Here is a 19,280-nt window from a genome sequence, read left to right as displayed (position 1 = left end):
AGAGCCGTCAGGCTCCATACAGGAGAAACCCGATGAGTAAATTCCTGGACCGATTTCGCTACTTCAAGCAGAAGGGCGAAACGTTTGCCGATGGGCACGGCCAGCTTCTCGAAACAAACCGGGACTGGGAGGATGGATACCGCCAACGCTGGCAGCACGATAAAGTCGTGCGTTCTACTCACGGTGTAAACTGCACCGGGTCTTGCAGCTGGAAGATTTACGTCAAAAACGGTCTCGTTACTTGGGAAACTCAGCAGACCGACTACCCACGTACCCGCCCTGATATGCCAAACCATGAGCCACGCGGCTGCCCTCGCGGCGCCAGCTACTCCTGGTATCTTTACAGTGCGAACCGCCTCAAATACCCGCTGATGCGCAAACGCCTGATGAAAATGTGGCGTGAAGCGAAAGTGGCACACCCTGATCCGGTGAACGCCTGGGCCTCGATCATTGAAGATGCTGATAAAGCGAAAAGCTTTAAACAGGCACGCGGACGCGGTGGTTTTGTTCGCTCCTCCTGGCAGGAAGTGAATGAGCTGATTGCGGCCTCTAACGTCTACACCGTGAAAACCTATGGTCCTGACCGCGTGGCAGGCTTCTCGCCGATCCCGGCGATGTCGATGGTTTCCTACGCTTCCGGCGCACGCTACTTGTCGCTGTTAGGCGGTACCTGCCTGAGCTTCTACGACTGGTATTGCGACCTGCCGCCAGCCTCGCCGCAGACCTGGGGTGAGCAGACCGACGTTCCGGAGTCCGCCGACTGGTATAACTCCAGTTATATCATCGCCTGGGGTTCCAACGTACCGCAAACCCGTACCCCGGATGCCCACTTCTTTACCGAAGTCCGCTACAAAGGCACCAAGACCGTTGCCGTAACCCCGGACTATGCCGAAATCGCCAAGCTGTGCGACCTGTGGCTGGCACCGAAGCAGGGCACCGATGCGGCAATGGCGCTGGCGATGGGCCACGTCATGTTGCGTGAATTCCACCTCGATAACCCGAGCCAGTACTTTACCGATTATGTGCGTCGCTATACCGACATGCCGATGCTGGTGATGCTGGAACCGCGTGAAGGATACTACGCCGCGGGTCGTATGCTGCGCGCATCGGATCTTGTGGATGCGCTGGGCCAGGAGAATAATCCGCAGTGGAAAACCGTTGCGCTCGCTGATAACGGCGAAATGGTGGCGCCGAACGGTTCCATCGGTTTCCGCTGGGGCGAGAAGGGCAAATGGAACCTTGAACAGCGTGATGGCACGACCGGCGTTGAGACAGAGCTGCAACTGAGCCTGTTGGGGCGTCAGGATGAGATCGCGGACGTTGGCTTCCCGTACTTTGGCGGCGACAGCACCGCGCACTTTAGTAAGGTTGAACTGGAAAACGTTCTGCTGCATAAACTGCCGGTTAAACGTCTGCAACTGGCCGATGGCAGCAGCGTGCTGGTGACCACCGTTTACGACCTGACCCTGGCGAACTATGGCCTGGAGCGCGGTCTTAATGATGAAAACTGCGCCACAAGCTACGACGATATCAAAGCCTATACGCCGGCCTGGGCTGAAAAAATCACCGGCGTTTCCCGCGCCAATATTATCCGCACCGCCCGTGAATTTGCGGATAACGCCAACAAAACGCATGGCCGCTCGATGATCATCATCGGGGCCGGGATGAACCACTGGTATCACCTCGATATGAACTACCGTGGGATCATCAATATGCTGATCTTCTGCGGCTGTATCGGTCAAAGCGGCGGCGGCTGGGCACACTATGTAGGCCAGGAAAAATTGCGCCCGCAAACGGGCTGGCAACCGCTGGCGTTTGCCCTGGACTGGAACCGTCCGGCGCGCCATATGAATAGCACCTCCTACTTCTATAACCACTCCAGCCAGTGGCGCTATGAAACCGTCACCGCGCAGGAGCTCTTGTCGCCGCTGGCGGATAAATCACGCTACACCGGCAGCCTTATCGATTTCAACGTGCGCGCCGAGCGTATGGGGTGGTTGCCATCGGCACCGCAACTGGGCACCAACCCGCTGCGTATTGCCGAAGCGGCGAAAAAAGCAGGTATGTCGGCGGTGGATTACACCGTGAAATCCCTGAAAGAGGGCACCATGCATTTTGCGGCGGAGCAGCCAGAAAACGGCAAAAACCACCCGCGTAACCTCTTTATCTGGCGTTCAAATCTGCTGGGCTCCTCCGGTAAAGGCCACGAGTACATGCTCAAGTACCTGTTGGGTACGGAAAACGGTATTCAGGGCAAAGATCTCGGCAAGCAGGGCGGCGTGAAGCCGGAAGAGGTGGAGTGGAAAGATAACGGGCTCGACGGCAAGCTGGATCTGGTGGTGACGCTGGACTTCCGTCTGTCGAGCACCTGCCTGTACTCCGACATCGTACTACCGACGGCAACCTGGTATGAGAAAGACGATATGAATACGTCGGATATGCATCCGTTTATTCATCCGCTGTCTGCTGCCGTTGATCCGGCCTGGGAGTCTAAAAGCGACTGGGAGATTTATAAAGCGATTGCCAAAAAATTCTCCGAAGTCTGCGTGGGCCACCTCGGTAAAGAGACCGATCTGGTGACCCTGCCGATTCAGCATGACTCTGCCGCTGAACTGGCGCAGCCGCTGGATGTGAAAGACTGGAAAAAAGGCGAATGCGATCTGATCCCAGGTAAAACCGCACCGCACCTGATTGTGGTTGAGCGTGATTATCCGGCGACTTACGAACGCTTTACCTCCATCGGCCCGTTGATGGAGAAAATCGGTAATGGCGGTAAAGGTATTGCCTGGAACACCCAGAGTGAAATGGACCTGCTGCGTAAGCTCAATTACACCAAAGCGGACGGCCCGGCGAAAGGCCAGCCGATGCTTAACACAGCGATTGATGCCGCAGAGATGATCCTGACGCTGGCGCCGGAAACCAACGGCCACGTGGCGGTCAAAGCGTGGGCAGCGCTCAGCGTATTTACCGGTCGCGACCACACGCATCTGGCAACCAACAAAGAAGAGGAAAAAATCCGCTTCCGCGATATCCAGGCCCAACCGCGCAAAATTATCTCCAGCCCGACCTGGTCCGGCCTTGAAGATGAGCATGTCTCTTATAACGCAGGCTATACCAACGTTCATGAGCTCATTCCATGGCGCACTCTCTCCGGTCGTCAGCAGTTGTATCAGGACCATCAGTGGATGCGTGACTTCGGTGAAAGCCTGCTGGTCTATCGTCCGCCCATCGACACCCACTCAGTGAAAGAGGTGATGGGCGAGAAGTCCAACGGTAACCCGGAAAAAGCGCTCAACTTCCTGACGCCGCACCAGAAATGGGGGATTCACTCCACCTACAGCGACAACCTGTTGATGCTGACCTTAGGCCGCGGTGGTCCGATTGTCTGGATGAGTGAGACGGATGCTAAAGACTTGGGTATCGAAGATAACGACTGGATTGAAGTCTTTAACAGCAACGGTGCCCTGACTGCCCGTGCGGTTGTCAGCCAGCGCGTGCCAGCCGGGATGACCATGATGTACCACGCTCAGGAACGTATCGTGAACATTCCCGGGTCAGAAATCACCGGTCAACGCGGGGGTATCCATAACTCGGTAACCCGAATTACGCCAAAACCGACCCATATGATCGGCGGCTATGCCCAACTGGCCTATGGCTTTAACTACTACGGAACGGTTGGCTCCAACCGCGATGAGTTTGTGGTGGTACGTAAGATGAAGAACATTAACTGGCTGGATGGCGAAGGCAATGACCAGGTACAGGAGAGCGTAAAATGAAAATTCGTTCACAAGTTGGCATGGTGCTGAACCTCGATAAGTGCATCGGCTGTCATACCTGTTCCGTCACCTGTAAAAACGTCTGGACCAGCCGTGAAGGGATGGAGTACGCGTGGTTTAACAACGTGGAAAGTAAGCCCGGTGTCGGTTTCCCTAATAACTGGGAAGACCAGGAAAAATGGAAGGGCGGCTGGATCCGTAAAGTGAATGGCAAATTGCAGCCGCGGATGGGTAACCGTCCGATGCTGCTGGGAAAAATTTTCGCCAACCCGCATCTGCCGGGCATCGACGATTACTACGAGCCGTTTGATTATGACTACCAGACGCTGCACACCGCGCCGGCTGACAGCAAACACCAGCCAATCGCCCGTCCGCGTTCGCTGATCACCGGCCAGCGGATGGATAAAATCACCCGTGGGCCGAACTGGGAAGATGACCTGGGCGGCGAGTTTGAGAAGCTGTCGAAAGACAAAAACTTCGAGAACATGCAGAAGGCGATGTACGGCCAGTTTGAAAACACCTTCATGATGTATTTGCCGCGTCTGTGCGAACACTGTCTTAACCCGGCGTGCGTGGCGACCTGCCCGAGCGGCGCGATCTACAAACGTGAAGAAGATGGCATTGTGCTGATTGATCAGGATAAATGCCGCGGCTGGCGTATGTGCATCACCGGTTGCCCGTACAAGAAAATCTACTTCAACTGGAAGAGCGGTAAATCCGAGAAGTGCATCTTCTGTTATCCGCGTATCGAAGCCGGTCAGCCAACGGTCTGTTCCGAAACCTGCGTGGGCCGTATCCGCTACCTCGGCGTGCTGCTGTATGACGCGGATGCCATTGAGCAGGCGGCAAGTACAGAAAACGAGAAAGATCTCTATCAGCGCCAACTGGATGTGTTCCTTGACCCGAACGACCCGAAGGTTATCGAGCAGGCAATTAAAGATGGCATTCCGCTGAGCGTGATCGACGCCGCCCAGCAGTCGCCGGTGTATAAAATGGCGATGGACTGGAAGCTGGCGCTGCCGCTGCACCCGGAATATCGCACGTTGCCAATGGTCTGGTACGTGCCGCCTTTGTCACCGATTCAGTCTGCAGCGGATGCAGGTGAGCTGAGTAGCAACGGTATTCTGCCGGATGTGGACAGTTTGCGTATCCCGGTACAGTACCTGGCAAACCTGCTGACCGCAGGGGATACCGGGCCGGTACTGCTGGCGCTGAAACGCATGCTGGCAATGCGTCACTACAAACGTGCGGAAACTGTGGACGGCAAAATCGATACTCGTGCGCTGGAGGAAGTGGGGCTGACCGAAGCACAGGCGCAGGAGATGTACCGTTACCTGGCCATCGCTAATTACGAAGATCGTTTTGTGGTCCCGAGCAGCCATCGCGAGCTGGCGCGCGAAGCGTTTCCTGAGAAGAGCGGTTGTGGCTTTACCTTTGGTGATGGCTGCCACGGTTCGGACAGTAAATTCAATCTGTTCAACAGCCGTCGCATCGATGCCATTGATGTTTCAGTGAAAACGGAGCCGCATCCATGATTGAGTTGGTCGTTATTTCCCGTCTGTTGGAATACCCGGATGCTGCTCTGTGGCAGCATCAGCAGGAGTTGATCGAGGCGCTGCAATCGTCAACGCACTTCACGGCATCTCAGTCACAAGGTGTTATCGATTTTTTGCAGCAGTTGACCTCGCAGGATCTGCTGGATGCCCAGGCAAACTACAGCGAACTGTTTGATCGGGGGCGCGCCACCTCATTGCTCCTCTTCGAGCACGTACACGGCGAGTCCCGCGACCGTGGACAGGCAATGGTCGATCTGCTGGCGCAATACGCCCGGCAAGGTCTGGAGCTGGACAGCCGCGAGTTGCCGGATCACCTGCCGCTCTATCTGGAGTATCTGGCGCAACTGCCGCCGGCGGAAGCGTTGGGCGGATTGCAGGACATTGCGCCGATCCTGGCGCTGCTGAGCGCTCGTCTGCAACAGCGCGACAGTCACTACGCGATGCTGTTTACGCCGCTGATCGAACTGGCGAATACCGCTATCGATCAACAAAAAGTGGCTGAAAAAATCGCTGATGAAGCGCGTGATGATACCCCGCAGGCGCTGGATGCCGTCTGGGAAGAAGAGCAGGTGAAATTCTTTGCCGAACAGGGGTGTGGCGAATCTGACATTACTGCGCATCAACGTCGCTTCGCTGGCGCTGTCGCACCGCAGTACCTGAATATCACAACCGGAGGACAGCAATAATGCACTTCCTGAATATGTTCTTCTTTGATATGTACCCGTACATTGCCGGGACGGTGTTTCTGGTGGGGAGCTGGCTGCGTTATGACTACGGCCAGTACAGTTGGCGTGCCGGTTCCAGCCAGATGCTGGACCGCAAAGGAATGGTGATTTGGTCAAACTTGTTCCATCTGGGGATCCTCGGCATCTTCGCCGGGCACTTCCTGGGGATGCTGACGCCGCACTGGATGTACGAATCCTTCCTGCCCATCGAAGTGAAACAAAAAATGGCGATGATTGGCGGTGGGGCCAGCGGTGTGATGTGCCTGGTGGGCGGTATCATGCTGCTGAAACGCCGACTGTTCAATCCGCGGATCCGCGCGACATCCACGGCGGCCGATATTCTGATCATGACTTTGCTGATGGTGCAGTGTGCGTTGGGGCTGTTAACAATTCCTTTCTCCGCACAGCATATGGATGGCAGCGAAATGATGAAGCTGGTGGGCTGGGCCCAGGCCGTGGTGACGTTCCACGGCGGGGCTTCCGAGCATCTTGACGGGGTAGCGTTTATCTATCGTATGCATCTGGTGCTGGGGATGACGCTGTTTGTGCTGTTCCCGTTCTCGCGGCTGGTGCATATCTGGAGCGCGCCCGTTGAATATCTGACGCGCAAATATCAGATTGTCCGCGCCCGCCGCTAACTGGACCGTGTTTTGATTCCAACCCCGCATTCGCGGGGTTTTTTTTCACCCCAACCCAGGTTATTACCAGCGGCAGCAAACAGAATCAATACGCCGCCCATCAGTTGTGTGGCGTTGAGCGAATGACCAAAGACCAGTTTATCGACCACAATCGCAATCACGGGATAAATAAAGGAGAGCGATCCTGTGATGGGGGTTGGCAGCTTCTGGATCGCGCTATAGAGCAACTGGTACATCACGCCGGTGTGTACGATCCCAAGAGTAAGTAAGATCAGCCACGGATAGTCGGCGGAAAACACAGGCCTGCCGGTCAGTGGCAACAGGAGAACGACCCCGGTTAACACCTGGATAAAGGCAATATGCTGCGGCGCTATCCCGCTGAGTTTGCGGGTGATGATTGCAGTCAGCGCATAAAAAAAAGCGGCGCTCAGGGCCAGCACAATACCAGAAAACAACTGTGCGGAGTGGCCGGACGTGAGCTCGCCGGAGAGCAGTATCACCACCCCTGCGAAGGCCAGAAAAAGCCATCCCCATTTGACCAGGCTGACCCGCTCGCCCAGCGCCATCCCCATTAAGACCAGCATGAACGGCTGCGTATTGTAGACCACTGTCGACAGGCCAATTGAGATACGGCTATAGGCGGCGAACAGCAATAACCAGTTGACGACCAGGGCGATACCGCCCGCAATGGCTAATGCCAGCGTGACTTTAGTCAGCGGACTAAAGGGCTGTTTACTGGCGCGGATAAAGATAAACAGTGTGAGTGCGCCGATCAGGCATCGCCAGAAAACCACTTCCGTGACCGGTAATCCCGACAGCAAAACGAATGCGCCAATGGAACCGGAAATCAACATCGCCAGGCTCATCTGCCAGACGCCTTTTTGCCTGTTATTCATAAACCACCTCCTGAATGATGGCCCTTATTGTCGAAAATGACAGGCCACTTTTACAGAGATGATGTAAGGTGGAATTTGCGTATAACGTTTATTAATTAGGTAAAATCAATGGAAAACCTTATCGATGAGATCGACCGACAAATTCTGGCGTGTCTGGTGGAAGATGCGCGGATGTCGCTAAAAGTATTAAGTGGTCGCGTCGGGCTGTCGTCACCCAGCACGGCAGAAAGGCTCAAACGCCTGGAAGAAAAGGGGGTGATTGAGGGGTACGCGGCGCGGGTGAATCTGGCGGCGTTAGGGTATACCTTGCAGGCGTTGGTACGTGTTCGGCCATTGCCGGGGTTATTACAGAAGGTGGATAAGTACATTCAGGCGATGCCCGAATGTATCGAGAGCGATAAGGTCACCGGGGAGGATTGTTTCGTTATCCGGCTGGTGGTGCGCTCCATTGAACAACTGGATACATTGCTGGATGGTTTAGCGGAATACGCACAGTGCAACACCTCGATTGTGAAAAGCTCGCCAGTCAAACGCCGTTTGCCACCCGTGTAATGATTTTGGCATCCCGATGCGCTGCGTTTATTCGACGTACGGACCGGTAGCCCTGATAAGCGCAGCGCATCAGGGGAAAAGTTGCTTCTCATCCTTCCCGGCATGGGGAGGATATGTGGCATTGAGGATGTGATTTGGCAATGTGCTACATGAAGTGATGGTGGTGGGGGAAGGATTACTCGTCGCGCTGCTCCTCACCCTTCGGGCCGTTGCCTGCGGCAACGTTGTCTCGCTTTCGCTCGACTCGAACCTTAGTCGAAGGTTCTCACCCTTCCCGGCATGGGGAGGATATATGGCATTGAGGATGTGATTTGGCAGTGTGCTACATGAAGTGATGGTGGTGGGGGAAGGATTACTCGTCGCGCTGCTCCTCGCCCTTCGGGTCGTTGCCTGCGGCAACGCTTTCTCGCTGCGCTCGAATCGAACCTTAGTCGAAGCTTCTCACCCTTCCCGGCATGGGGAGGATATGTGGCATTGAGGATGTGATTTGGCAGTGTGCTACATAAAGTGATGGTGGTGGGGGAAGGATTCGAACCTTCGAAGTCGATGACGGCAGATTTACAGTCTGCTCCCTTTGGCCGCTCGGGAACCCCACCAGGGGTAATTCATATTGTCGGGAACTGCTTTGAAGATGGTGGTGGGGGAAGGATTGTTCGTCGCTTCGCTCCTCACCCTTCGGGCCGTTGCCTTTGGCAACGTTGTCTCGCTTTCGCTCGACTCGAACCTTAATCGAAGGTTCTCACCCTTCCCGATAAGTGCAAACTTCGCAAACTCTCACCGGTGTTACCACATTGCAGTGGTCAATAATGGTGGTGGGGGAAGGATTATTCGTCGCTTCGCTCCTCACCCTTCGGGCCGTTGCCTTTGGCAACGTTGTCTCGCTTTCGCTCGACTCGAACCTTAATCGAAGGTTCTCACCCTTCCCGATAAGTGCAAACTTCGCAAACTCTCACCGGTGTTACCACATTGCAGTGGTCAATAATGGTGGTGGGGGAAGGATTATTCGTCGCTTCGCTCCTCACCCTTCGGGCCGTTGCCTTTGGCAACGTTGTCTCGCTTTCGCTCGACTCGAACCTTAATCGAAGGTTCTCACCCTTCCCGATAAGTGCAAACTTCGCAAACTCTCACCGGTGTTACCACATTGCAGTGGTCAATAATGGTGGTGGGGGAAGGATTCGAACCTTCGAAGTCGATGACGGCAGATTTACAGTCTGCTCCCTTTGGCCGCTCGGGAACCCCACCACGGGGTAATGCTTATACTGGCCTGCCTCCGTTTCAGGAAGCGGGGCGCATCATACCAAATGACGCGCCGCTGTAAAGCTTTCCTTCAACGAAACTGAACCGTTTGCGTACTTTTCATCCGTAACGGATTAAAGCTAATCAATTCATTCCGTTAGCGATTAAAGAATAATCGTTCTGTTACCGTAAACGAAGACACGTTGCGCCAGCACCTGATACAGCGCACGGCTCAGGACATTCTTTTCAACATCGCGGCCCGCACGCATCATATCTTCGGCAGTGTAAGTGTGATCGACGTGAATGACGTCCTGCATAATGATTGGACCTTCGTCCAGATTATCGTTTACGTAGTGTGCCGTTGCGCCGATGATTTTTACCCCGCGCTCATAAGCCTGGTGGTAAGGACGCGCGCCGATAAATGCCGGCAGGAACGAATGGTGAATATTGATTATCTTATTCGGAAAACGGGAGACAAAACCCGGCGTCAGTACACGCATGTACTTCGCTAACACCACATAATCCGGTTGATGTGCTTCAATGGCTTGCGCCATCCGCTCATCGTGCTCTTCGCGGGTTAACCCTTCATGGCTGACCAGTTCAAACGGAATATCAAAGCGCTCAACCAGCGAACGCAGCGTTTCATGGTTGCCGATGACCGCTGCAATATCAATATCCAGCCCGCCGTAGTTGGCTTTCATTAATAAGTCGCCAAGACAATGTGCTTCTTTGGTCACCAGAATAACCACGCGACGCTGTCCTGCGGGGTTCAGTTCGCGGACAGAACCTTCCGGCAGCGCGCTGTCCAGGTCGGCCAGCAGGGTAGAGTCGTTAAAAATACCTTCCAGCTCGGTACGCATGAAAAAGCGACCGGTGCGGTGGTCAACAAACTCATTGTTTTGCACGATATTGAGTTCGTGTTTGTAACAAATGTTAGTAATCCGCGCGATGAGACCTTTTTGGTCAGGGCAAATGGTGCGTAATACTTTACGTTGTAATGAATGCATTGCCGGGTAAATCCTGTTGATGGTGTTTGCTATGAGTTATCGCTGGGCGTATTGCCCGCAGCACTTTTTGAATTTCTTACCGGACCCGCATGGGCACGGATCGTTACGGCCAAATTGCGGACGTGTGCCGTCAATATAATACCACCGGCCGTTCTCCTTTAAGAATCTGGAACGTTCAATAATTGCTCCCGCTTTGCCATCCTCATTGAAACGGGCAATAAAACTGACGTAACCTTCTGTGTCGTTTTTCCCGCTGGCATGTTCGAACACCGTCAAACCCAGCCACTGGGTACGGTTGAAACCGGCTTCAATGTCCGGACGAAACGTGGCGGCATGGCAAGTCGGGTGCCAGGTGCTGACCAAATAGTCGGCGTCTTTCATCACAAATGCGCTATAACGGGAGCGCATAAGATGTGATGGATCTGGCGCAACCTGTGAGCCAGACAGATAAGGCTGGCAACATAGGCTATACTCGACTGCGCTACCGCAGGGACAGAGTTGAGACAAAATCGGCTTCCTGTACAAAAATAACGGCACTATAAGCCAGAGTAGCGTTATGTTAACTGAGCTGTAGCTTCGTGGCTACGCCAGTCGTTCCGGGGGACAAAAATCCAGGTAATGAGAACGGTTAAAATTGGGTTGGCGCTGGGATCAGGGGCCGCCAGAGGCTGGTCACACATTGGTGTGATAAACGCATTGCAACACGCAGGGATCAAGATTGACGTCGTGGCGGGGTGCTCTATTGGTTCCCTTGTGGGCGCCGCGTACGCCTGCAATAAACTCCCCAGACTGGAAACGTGGGTACGCTCTTTCAGTTACTGGGACGTCCTCAAACTTATGGATCCGTCGTGGCGACGCGGTGGATTATTACGCGGCGAACGTGTTTTTAACCACTATCGGCAAGTCCTGCCCGAAACGCTGTTCACTGATTGTCAGTTGAAATTCGGTGCTGTAGCAACCAACCTCAGCACCGGGCGAGAGCTATGGTTTACCGAAGGCGATCTTCATCTGGCGGTGCGCGCATCGTGCAGTATGCCGGGTCTTATGTCACCCGTTGCCCATAATGGCTATTGGCTGGTTGATGGCGCGGTGGTGAATCCCGTTCCTGTCTCCCTGACGCGCGCGCTGGGGGCGGATATCGTTATTGCCGTCGACTTGCAGCATGACGCGCATTTGATGCAGCAGGATTTAGTGTCGACGACGTTGATGGAAGAGGCGCAAGAAGGTGTTGAGAGTGATGAGTTGCGCTGGCATGAACGTCTTCGGGACAGGCTAAGTAAAATGAAGGCCCGGCGCACTGTTGTTGCACCTACGGCAATGGAAATCATGACCACCTCCATTCAGGTGCTTGAGAATCGACTTAAGCGCAACCGAATGGCTGGCGATCCCCCCGATATTTTAATACAGCCACTTTGCCCGCAAATTTCGACACTTGATTTTCATCGGGCAGAGGCGGCAATCGCAGCGGGGCAACTTGCCGTTGAAAAGAAAATCGATGAACTACTACCGTTGGTAAGGACAATAGTCTAAGTATGTTTTTTTTATTCGAGTTCAGCAAATTCTGACAGGCGATTATTGATAGATCATGCCACTATTTATTTATCGTCGGGCAGGGGAGATAAGATGACGCAGCCGTTAGCAGGAAAACAGATACTGATCGTTGAAGACGAACCCGTCTTCCGCTCGCTGCTGGATTCCTGGCTCTCCTCTCTGGGAGCGGAAACACTGGTCGCAGATGACGGTGTCTCAGCGCTCGAACAGTTGGATAATGCTTCCCCTGATCTCATGATTTGCGACATTGCCATGCCGAGAATGAATGGCCTTAAGCTTGTTGAACATTTGCGCAATAAAGGCGACCAAATGCCGGTGCTCGTCATTTCTGCAACCGATAACATGGCAGATATTGCGAAGGCGCTGCGTTTAGGGGTACAAGACGTTTTACTTAAGCCGGTTAAAGATCTTAATCGTCTAAAAGAGACCGTATTCGCCTGTCTCTATCCCAATATGTTTAATTCGCGTGTCGAAGAAGAAGAACGTTTGTTCCAGGATTGGGATGCACTGGTTGAAAATCCCCAGGCCGCGGCCAAACTTTTACAGGAATTACAGCCGCCGGTTCAGCAGAAGATGTCGGGTTGCCGGGTTAATTACCGCCAGCTCGTGTCTGCCGATCAACCCGGTCTGGTGCTTGATATTGCGCCAATATCGTCACACGATCTGGCTTTTTATTGCCTTGATGTGACACGCGCAGGCAATAATGGTGTTCTGGCAGCATTATTACTGCGTGCATTGTTCAACGGCTTACTTCAGGAACAATTGTCACACCAGCACCAAAAACTCCCCGAAATGGGCAGCTTGCTTAAGCAGGTAAACCAGTTACTGCGCCAGGCAAATTTGCCCGGACAGTTTCCTCTGCTGGTTGGGTATTATCACAGCGAATTAAAGAACCTTATTTTAGTGTCGGCAGGCCTTAATGCGACATTAAATACTGGCGAACATCAAATTCAAATCAGTAACGGCGTACCGTTGGGTACTTTAGGAAATACGTATCTGAACCAATTGAGTCAACGGTGCGATGCCTGGCAATGTCAGGTATGGGGGGCCGGTGGCCGTCTGCGTTTAATGTTGTCTGCGGAATGAGCAATCGCAACGTATTACGCAGATAGCTTTACCTCCTTTTTAAAGCGAGTGGTACTATCGCCACAGTTTTGCGTATTAATCCTAATTAAACGTTATAGCGTCCTTTTCAGACCAGGTCATTACGATGGTACTGATATACTCAGATGCGAATTAATTCATGAACATGCTCAAAGCGTGAACAGACCAGGAGATTTTCAATGGCTGCCATAAATTCGAGAGTGACTAAAGCAGTTATCCCGGTTGCGGGATTGGGAACCAGGATGCTGCCTGCGACAAAGGCGATTCCTAAAGAAATGTTACCGTTGGTTGATAAGCCATTAATTCAGTATGTCGTGAATGAGTGTATCGCTGCGGGTATTACCGAAATTGTTCTGGTTACGCATTCGTCGAAAAATTCTATCGAAAACCATTTCGATACCAGCTTTGAGCTTGAGGCCATGCTGGAAAAACGCGTGAAACGTCAGTTGCTAGAAGAAGTTCAGGCTATTTGCCCGCCGCACGTTACCATTATGCAGGTCCGTCAGGGGCTGGCTAAGGGGCTTGGACACGCGGTGCTGTGCGCGCATCCGGTTGTAGGAAATGAACCGGTGGCGGTTATTCTTCCTGACGTTATCCTGGACGAATTCGAATCCGATCTTTCCCAGGATAACCTTGCGGAAATGATCAAGCGTTTCGACGAAACCGGAGCCAGCCAGATTATGGTTGAGCCGGTTGCCGATGTGACTGCGTACGGTGTTGTTGACTGTAAAGGCGCTGAACTCAAACCGGGTGACAGCGTACCGATGGTCGGTGTGGTTGAAAAACCGAAAGCGAATGTCGCGCCGTCTAATCTCGCTGTTGTAGGCCGTTACGTTCTCAGCGAAGAGATTTGGCCGCTGCTGGCGAAAACGCCTCCGGGAGCAGGCGATGAGATTCAGCTGACCGACGCCATCGATATGCTTATCGAGAAAGAGACCGTCGAAGCTTATCACATGAAAGGCAAAAGCCATGACTGCGGTAATAAGCTGGGTTATATGCAGGCTTTCGTAGAATATGGTATTCGCCATAACGTACTTGGTGAAGAATTTAAAGCCTGGCTGGAAGACGTTGTCGGTGTCGCTAAAGCGTAACCTGATTTAGTCCCAGAGAATAAAGCCGGATTGATGATTATCACTCCGGCTTTTTTATTGCCTGTAGACACCTTTGGCGTGCCAGACCAGGCGCCAGGAGAAATCTTTGTCCAAAGTGGGAATATCGATAGGGGAACGTTGGTGAGCAAATAGTATCAGCAATGCACGTTTATCTTCATCGTTACAGAATATTGCTCAGCAACAATGGCTAAAAAAATGGTCAAAAAAAATCCCGCCATCGGCGGGATTCTTCATAAAGGCTTAGGATTATTCCTGGATCAGGAAATCTTCCAGTTGTTTACCTTGTTCGTCCATCGCTTTTTTGATTACTGCTGGGGTACGGCCCTGGCCAGTCCAGGTTTTAGTTTCACCGTTTTCGTCAACGTAGCTATATTTAGCCGGACGTGCAGCGCGTTTAGCTTTAGTTCCGGTTTTAGCTGCGACCATGCTGTTCAGCAGTTCATTCGGATCAATACCATCAGCAATCAGCATTTCACGATATTGTTGCAGTTTACGAGTACGTTCTTCGATTTCAGCAGCTGCAGCGCTTTCTTCTTCACGACGCTCGTTAACTACCACTTCTAATTTTTCCAGCATTTCTTCGAGCGTTTCCAGAGTGCATTCTCTTGCCTGCGCACGAAGAGTACGGATGTTGTTCAGAATTTTAAGTGCTTCGCTCATTGTAGTAATCTCAAACTTATATTGGGGTGGTTTGTTGAGCTAATAATAGAGCGTTAATTTGAGTAGTGCAATAGGTGAGAATGTAAGGAATTCAAATTTCCTCTTTATTTACCACATTTTTAAAAACCGCTAACTTAAATTTTTCTTGAAGAACCGCACAAAAAAGCCATATAGAAAGCATTATCACCCGAACGGCTCAGGTGTTTAATCAGCGCTTTTAACTGATTAATCTCATACGAATTATAGTTTCGATGGATAAATATCAACCTTTTTTATTAGGGTTCACAACAGTGTCGTTTTGCATAAAACATTAATAATTTCTTGAGCCTGGCGCTGAAACTTCTTGTTTTTTATACCCAGAAAAGGCGCGGTGCGCTTATTGTCTGTTTCTTTGTCAGCAACAGCTTACGAGAGAAAAATAGCGTGAAGTATATCGCTGAAATCATGTCCGCAATGTAAGTAAAGTGTACGCCCGGCATTCCAGGTGGCATGTTAAAATATGATACAATCCTGCCGAGGAATATCACACTTTGATTGGGGTCTTGCGGGCAATGGCGCAACTTTATTTCTACTACTCAGCGATGAATGCCGGAAAATCCACGGCTTTACTGCAGTCTTCCTACAATTATCAGGAACGTGGCATGCGCACGCTGGTCTATACCGCGGAAATTGATGACCGCTTTGGGGCAGGGAAGGTAAGTTCACGTATTGGCTTATCGTCGCCGGCGCGTCTTTTTAACCAAAATACATCCCTTAAAGATGAAATTAATGCTGAGCACCAGCGCGAACCTATCCACTGCGTTTTAGTTGATGAAAGTCAATTTCTAACCCGCCAGCAGGTATATCAGTTGTCTGACGTTGTCGATGAACTTGATATTCCCGTGCTCTGTTATGGATTAAGAACCGATTTCCGTGGCGAGTTGTTTATCGGTAGCCAATATCTTCTGGCGTGGTCAGATAAACTGGTTGAACTAAAAACGATCTGTTTCTGCGGACGTAAAGCCAGCATGGTGCTACGCCTTGATCAGGCGGGTCGGCCATATAATGAGGGTGAGCAAGTCGTTATTGGCGGTAATGAGCGCTATGTATCCGTTTGCCGTAAACATTATAAAGAGGCTCTCACAGAAGGCTCTCTGTCCGCTATTCAGGCGCGCGTAAGAGGATAGTTCAACTGTAGCTACGTGCGCTGCTGATTGATTACGGGCTCAAAAACAACGCTTAAAAGCCTCAGGATTTGCGCCCGGGACAATAAGAGCGTCGTGTAGGGCATATCACCTTTATGCGGCGCTAACTGCTTCTACAGCGATATCAGGGCACACGGTCTGGTGGTTGGATACTCAGTGTGCCTCTCCGCATTCCCTTCGTTTATCCCCGCCACCTGCCTGCTCATACGTATCTGTGCGTATGAAAATACTCGCATAGCCAATATCAGCCAGCCAGTGACGTCTTTGGGATGTTTATGCTTACGGCTGTGGACTTAAGTCGATTCGACAGAAATAGTCTGCTGTTAGCAGAAGAATGAGGCGGATTTAGCGCGGTTAGAGATTACATCAAGGTATGTTGAAAATATAAAAAAGCCCCATCAAAGAATTGATAGAGCCTTTGTCGTTTACCTGCCGGAAAGTTCAACCGGTCATCTTGCTTAACTGACAGGTGTTACCCATCAGGCAGGTTATCGTAGCCAGGACAATTAAGCGGTTTTCTTCGCTTTTTTGTCTGCTTTATCCGCTTTTACTGCTTCGGCTTTCACTTCTGATGGCGCGCCTTCTTTGAACTCACGTCCGTAGTAGGTATCCAGCAGGATTTGTTTCAGCTCAGAGATCAGCGGGTAACGTGGGTTAGCACCGGTACACTGGTCATCGAACGCATCTTCGGACAGTTTGTCAACGTGAGCAAGGAAGTCAGCTTCCTGAACGCCTGCTTCACGGATTGACTTAGGAATGCCCAGTTCAGCTTTGATGGTTTCCAGCCATGCCAGCAGTTTCTCAATTTTCGCAGCAGTACGGTCACCAACAGAAGTCAGACCCAGATGATCAGCGATTTCTGCGTAACGACGACGAGCCTGCGGACGGTCGTACTGGCTGAATGCAGTCTGTTTAGTCGGGTTGTCATTCGCGTTATAGCGGATAACGTTGGAGATCAACAGGGCGTTCGCCAGACCGTGCGGAATATGGAACTGTGAACCCAGTTTATGCGCCATGGAGTGACACACACCCAGGAAGGCGTTCGCAAACGCGATACCCGCGATGGTAGCAGCACTGTGTACACGCTCACGTGCAATCGGGTTTTTAGAACCTTCATGGTAAGACGCTGGCAGGTTTTCTTTCAGCAGTTTCAGAGCCTGCAGAGCCTGACCATCGGAGAACTCAGACGCCAGTACAGAAACGTAAGCTTCCAGTGCGTGGGTTACTGCATCCAGACCACCGAATGCACACAGTGATTTTGGCATGTCCATGACCAGGTTTGCGTCAACAACTGCCATATCCGGGGTCAGAGCATAGTCTGCCAGCGGATATTTCTGACCAGTGGCATCGTCAGTTACAACTGCGAACGGCGTCACTTCTGAACCGGTACCGGAAGTGGTGGTGATAGCAACCATTTTCGCTTTCACACCCATTTTCGGGAACTTGTAGATACGTTTACGGATATCCATAAAGCGCAGCGCCAGTTCTTCGAAGTGAGTTTCCGGATGTTCGTACATGACCCACATGATTTTCGCCGCATCCATCGGGGAACCACCACCCAGCGCGATGATCACGTCAGGTTTGAAGGAGTTCGCCAGCTCTGCGCCTTTACGTACGATAGTCAGCGTCGGGTCAGCTTCAACTTCGAAGAAGACTTCTGTTTCTACGCCAGCCGCTTTCAGCACAGAGGTGATCTGGTCTGCATAACCGTTGTTGAACAGGAAGCGGTCAGTCACGATCAGCGCGCGTTTGTGACCATCAGTAATCACTTCATCCAGCGCGATTGGCAGAGAGCCACGGCGGAAGTAGATAGATTTCGGAAGTTTATGCCACAACATGTTTTCAGCTCGCTTAGCAACGGTTTTCTTGTTGATCAGGTGTTTCGGACCAACGTTTTCAGAGATGGAGTTACCACCCCAGGAACCACAACCCAGAGTCAGGGAAGGTGCGAGTTTGAAGTTATAAAGGTCACCGATACCACCCTGAGAAGCCGGGGTGTTGATCAGGATACGTGCGGTTTTCATTTCCGCGCCGAATTTCTGCACGCGAGCCGGCTGGTTATCCTGGTCAGTGTACAGGCAAGAGGTGTGACCGATACCGCCCATGGCAACCAGTTTCTCTGCTTTTACTACCGCATCGTCGAAATCTTTCGCACGGTACATTGCCAGAGTCGGAGACAGTTTTTCGTGAGCGAACGGCTCGCTTTCGTCAACAACAGTCACTTCACCGATCAAAATTTTGGTCGTTGCAGGAACCGTGAAGCCCGCCAGTTCAGCAATTTTGTATGCCGGTTGGCCAACGATGGCGGCATTCAGCGCGCCATTTTTCAGGATAATGTCCTGAACGGCTTTCAACTCTTTACCCTGCAGCAGGTAGCCGCCGTGGGTAGCAAAACGTTCGCGAACAGCGTCGTAAACAGAATCAACAACCACTACTGACTGTTCGGAAGCACAGATAACACCGTTGTCGAAGGTTTTAGACATCAGCACAGAAGCGACAGCACGTTTGATATCAGCGGTTTCGTCGATAACAACAGGTGTGTTGCCTGCGCCTACGCCGATAGCCGGTTTACCGGAGCTGTATGCTGCTTTCACCATGCCCGGGCCGCCAGTTGCGAGGATCAGGTTGATGTCAGGGTGATGCATTAATGCGTTAGACAGTTCAACAGAAGGTTGGTCAATCCAGCCAATCAGATCTTTTGGCGCGCCGGCAGCGATAGCCGCCTGCAGAACGATATCAGCCGCTTTGTTTGTTGCATCTTTAGCGCGCGGATGTGGAGAGAAAATGATTGCGTTACGAGTCTTCAGGCTGATCAGCGACTTGAAGATTGCCGTAGAAGTTGGGTTAGTTGTTGGAACGATACCGCAGATGATACCGATAGGTTCAGCGATGGTGATGGTACCAAAAGTGTCATCTTCCTCAAGGACACCGCAGGTCTTCTCATCTTTATAAGCGTTGTAGATATATTCAGAAGCAAAGTGGTTTTTGATCACTTTATCTTCGACGATACCCATGCCGGATTCGGCAACGGCCATTTTAGCGAGAGGGATACGGGCATCAGCGGCAGCCAGGGCGGCGGCGCGGAAGATCTTGTCAACTTGCTCTTGAGTAAAGTTGGCATATTCACGCTGGGCTTTCTTCACGCGTTCAACGAGTGCGTTAAGTTCAGCGACATTAGTAACAGCCATAATGCTCTCCTGATAATGTTAAACTCTTTTAGTAAACCAGCTGTCCGAAACGACAGTATAGACAGACCGGGTGCAGGTTGCGTAAATTACAGAAA

General features: G+C 52.0%; 14 protein-coding genes, 2 tRNA genes and 5 other RNA genes. 9 read left to right on the top strand and 12 right to left on the bottom strand.

Annotation, left to right across the window (positions count from 1 at the left end; translation table 11 throughout):
• The first annotated feature begins 32 nt into the window (after positions 1 to 32).
• From C5523_RS14635 to narI, 4 genes are read left to right on the top strand one after another with little or no spacing between them, the layout of a single operon-like run.
• Complete coding sequence (locus C5523_RS14635) at positions 33 to 3,776, top strand: nitrate reductase subunit alpha (protein ID WP_108701388.1); 3,744 nt, start codon at positions 33 to 35, stop codon at positions 3,774 to 3,776.
• The gene (narH, locus tag C5523_RS14630) at positions 3,773 to 5,311 is read left to right on the top strand and encodes a nitrate reductase subunit beta (RefSeq protein WP_039079176.1); all 1,539 of its coding nucleotides are present in this window, start codon (positions 3,773 to 3,775) and stop codon (positions 5,309 to 5,311) included. The genes C5523_RS14635 and narH overlap by 4 nt, the downstream gene beginning before the upstream one ends.
• Positions 5,308 to 6,018, top strand: coding sequence for a nitrate reductase molybdenum cofactor assembly chaperone (narJ, locus tag C5523_RS14625; protein ID WP_039079175.1), 711 nt, complete (start codon positions 5,308 to 5,310; stop codon positions 6,016 to 6,018). Before narH ends, narJ begins: the two co-directional genes overlap by 4 nt.
• A complete protein-coding gene (gene narI, locus C5523_RS14620; RefSeq protein WP_071194067.1) occupies positions 6,018 to 6,695 on the top strand; it encodes a respiratory nitrate reductase subunit gamma in 678 nt (225 codons plus the stop codon). The genes narJ and narI overlap by 1 nt, the downstream gene beginning before the upstream one ends.
• On the opposite strand, the gene C5523_RS14615 is transcribed toward narI, so the two are convergent.
• The gene (locus C5523_RS14615; protein WP_103245637.1) at positions 6,692 to 7,591 is read right to left on the bottom strand and encodes a DMT family transporter; all 900 of its coding nucleotides are present in this window, start codon (positions 7,589 to 7,591) and stop codon (positions 6,692 to 6,694) included. The genes narI and C5523_RS14615 overlap by 4 nt on opposite strands.
• 108 nt (positions 7,592 to 7,699) lie before the next feature.
• On the opposite strand from C5523_RS14615, the gene C5523_RS14610 reads away from it, so the two are divergent.
• The gene (locus tag C5523_RS14610) at positions 7,700 to 8,143 is read left to right on the top strand and encodes an Lrp/AsnC family transcriptional regulator (protein ID WP_071194069.1); all 444 of its coding nucleotides are present in this window, start codon (positions 7,700 to 7,702) and stop codon (positions 8,141 to 8,143) included.
• Positions 8,144 to 8,301: 158 nt separating this feature from the next.
• Here C5523_RS14610 and C5523_RS14605 read toward each other — a convergent pair.
• The 9 genes from C5523_RS14605 to C5523_RS14565 form a co-directional block, all read right to left on the bottom strand.
• A non-coding RNA gene (locus C5523_RS14605) (RtT sRNA) lies at positions 8,302 to 8,433 on the bottom strand.
• Positions 8,434 to 8,478: 45 nt separating this feature from the next.
• A non-coding RNA gene (locus C5523_RS14600) (RtT sRNA) lies at positions 8,479 to 8,609 on the bottom strand.
• Positions 8,610 to 8,654: 45 nt separating this feature from the next.
• Positions 8,655 to 8,739, bottom strand: a tRNA-Tyr gene (locus C5523_RS14595).
• A gap of 36 nt (positions 8,740 to 8,775) precedes the next feature.
• Positions 8,776 to 8,907: non-coding RNA, RtT sRNA (locus tag C5523_RS14590), on the bottom strand.
• Positions 8,908 to 8,950: 43 nt separating this feature from the next.
• Positions 8,951 to 9,082, bottom strand: a non-coding RNA gene (locus C5523_RS14585) — RtT sRNA.
• Positions 9,083 to 9,125: 43 nt separating this feature from the next.
• Positions 9,126 to 9,257, bottom strand: a non-coding RNA gene (locus C5523_RS14580) — RtT sRNA.
• 43 nt (positions 9,258 to 9,300) lie between these two features.
• Positions 9,301 to 9,385 (bottom strand) — tRNA-Tyr (locus tag C5523_RS14575).
• 158 nt (positions 9,386 to 9,543) lie between these two features.
• Positions 9,544 to 10,386 (bottom strand): formyltetrahydrofolate deformylase, encoded by an 843-nt coding sequence (gene purU / locus C5523_RS14570; RefSeq protein WP_039079171.1) that lies wholly within the window; start codon positions 10,384 to 10,386, stop codon positions 9,544 to 9,546.
• Between the two features lie 36 nt (positions 10,387 to 10,422).
• A complete protein-coding gene (locus C5523_RS14565) occupies positions 10,423 to 10,893 on the bottom strand; it encodes a YchJ family protein (RefSeq protein ID WP_072039740.1) in 471 nt (156 codons plus the stop codon).
• 111 nt (positions 10,894 to 11,004) lie between these two features.
• Here C5523_RS14565 and rssA point away from each other — a divergent pair, with 111 nt between their 5' ends.
• The 3 genes from rssA (at position 11,005) to galU (ending at position 14,132) form a co-directional block, all read left to right on the top strand.
• Complete coding sequence (gene rssA, locus C5523_RS14560; RefSeq protein ID WP_039079169.1) at positions 11,005 to 11,916, top strand: patatin-like phospholipase RssA; 912 nt, start codon at positions 11,005 to 11,007, stop codon at positions 11,914 to 11,916.
• Positions 11,917 to 12,009: 93 nt separating this feature from the next.
• Positions 12,010 to 13,023 carry a two-component system response regulator RssB gene (rssB, locus tag C5523_RS14555; protein ID WP_039079168.1) on the top strand — a complete coding sequence of 338 codons (1,014 nt, stop codon included), beginning with the start codon at positions 12,010 to 12,012 and terminating at the stop codon, positions 13,021 to 13,023.
• 197 nt (positions 13,024 to 13,220) lie between these two features.
• Positions 13,221 to 14,132 carry a UTP--glucose-1-phosphate uridylyltransferase GalU gene (galU, locus tag C5523_RS14550; RefSeq protein ID WP_039079167.1) on the top strand — a complete coding sequence of 304 codons (912 nt, stop codon included), beginning with the start codon at positions 13,221 to 13,223 and terminating at the stop codon, positions 14,130 to 14,132.
• A 267-nt stretch (positions 14,133 to 14,399) separates the two neighbouring features.
• On the opposite strand, the gene hns is transcribed toward galU, so the two are convergent.
• On the bottom strand, positions 14,400 to 14,813 hold the full coding sequence (hns, locus tag C5523_RS14545) for a histone-like nucleoid-structuring protein H-NS (RefSeq protein ID WP_039079166.1): 414 nt from the start codon (positions 14,811 to 14,813) through the stop codon (positions 14,400 to 14,402).
• Between the two features lie 551 nt (positions 14,814 to 15,364).
• Between hns and tdk the strand changes: the two genes are divergently transcribed.
• Positions 15,365 to 15,979: a thymidine kinase gene (tdk, locus tag C5523_RS14540; RefSeq protein ID WP_039079165.1), complete on the top strand. Its 615-nt coding sequence runs from the start codon at positions 15,365 to 15,367 to the stop codon at positions 15,977 to 15,979.
• A gap of 524 nt (positions 15,980 to 16,503) precedes the next feature.
• Here the strand turns inward: tdk and adhE are convergent.
• Positions 16,504 to 19,185 carry a bifunctional acetaldehyde-CoA/alcohol dehydrogenase gene (gene adhE / locus C5523_RS14535; RefSeq protein ID WP_071194070.1) on the bottom strand — a complete coding sequence of 894 codons (2,682 nt, stop codon included), beginning with the start codon at positions 19,183 to 19,185 and terminating at the stop codon, positions 16,504 to 16,506.
• Between the last annotated feature and the right edge of the window lie 95 nt (positions 19,186 to 19,280).

Origin of the sequence: Phytobacter sp. SCO41, assembly GCF_003073275.1 — a bacterium.
Classification (GTDB): domain Bacteria; phylum Pseudomonadota; class Gammaproteobacteria; order Enterobacterales; family Enterobacteriaceae; genus Phytobacter; species Phytobacter diazotrophicus.
Note: the sequence above shows the minus strand (reverse complement) of the source record. Positions and strands in the feature narration are given on the sequence as shown.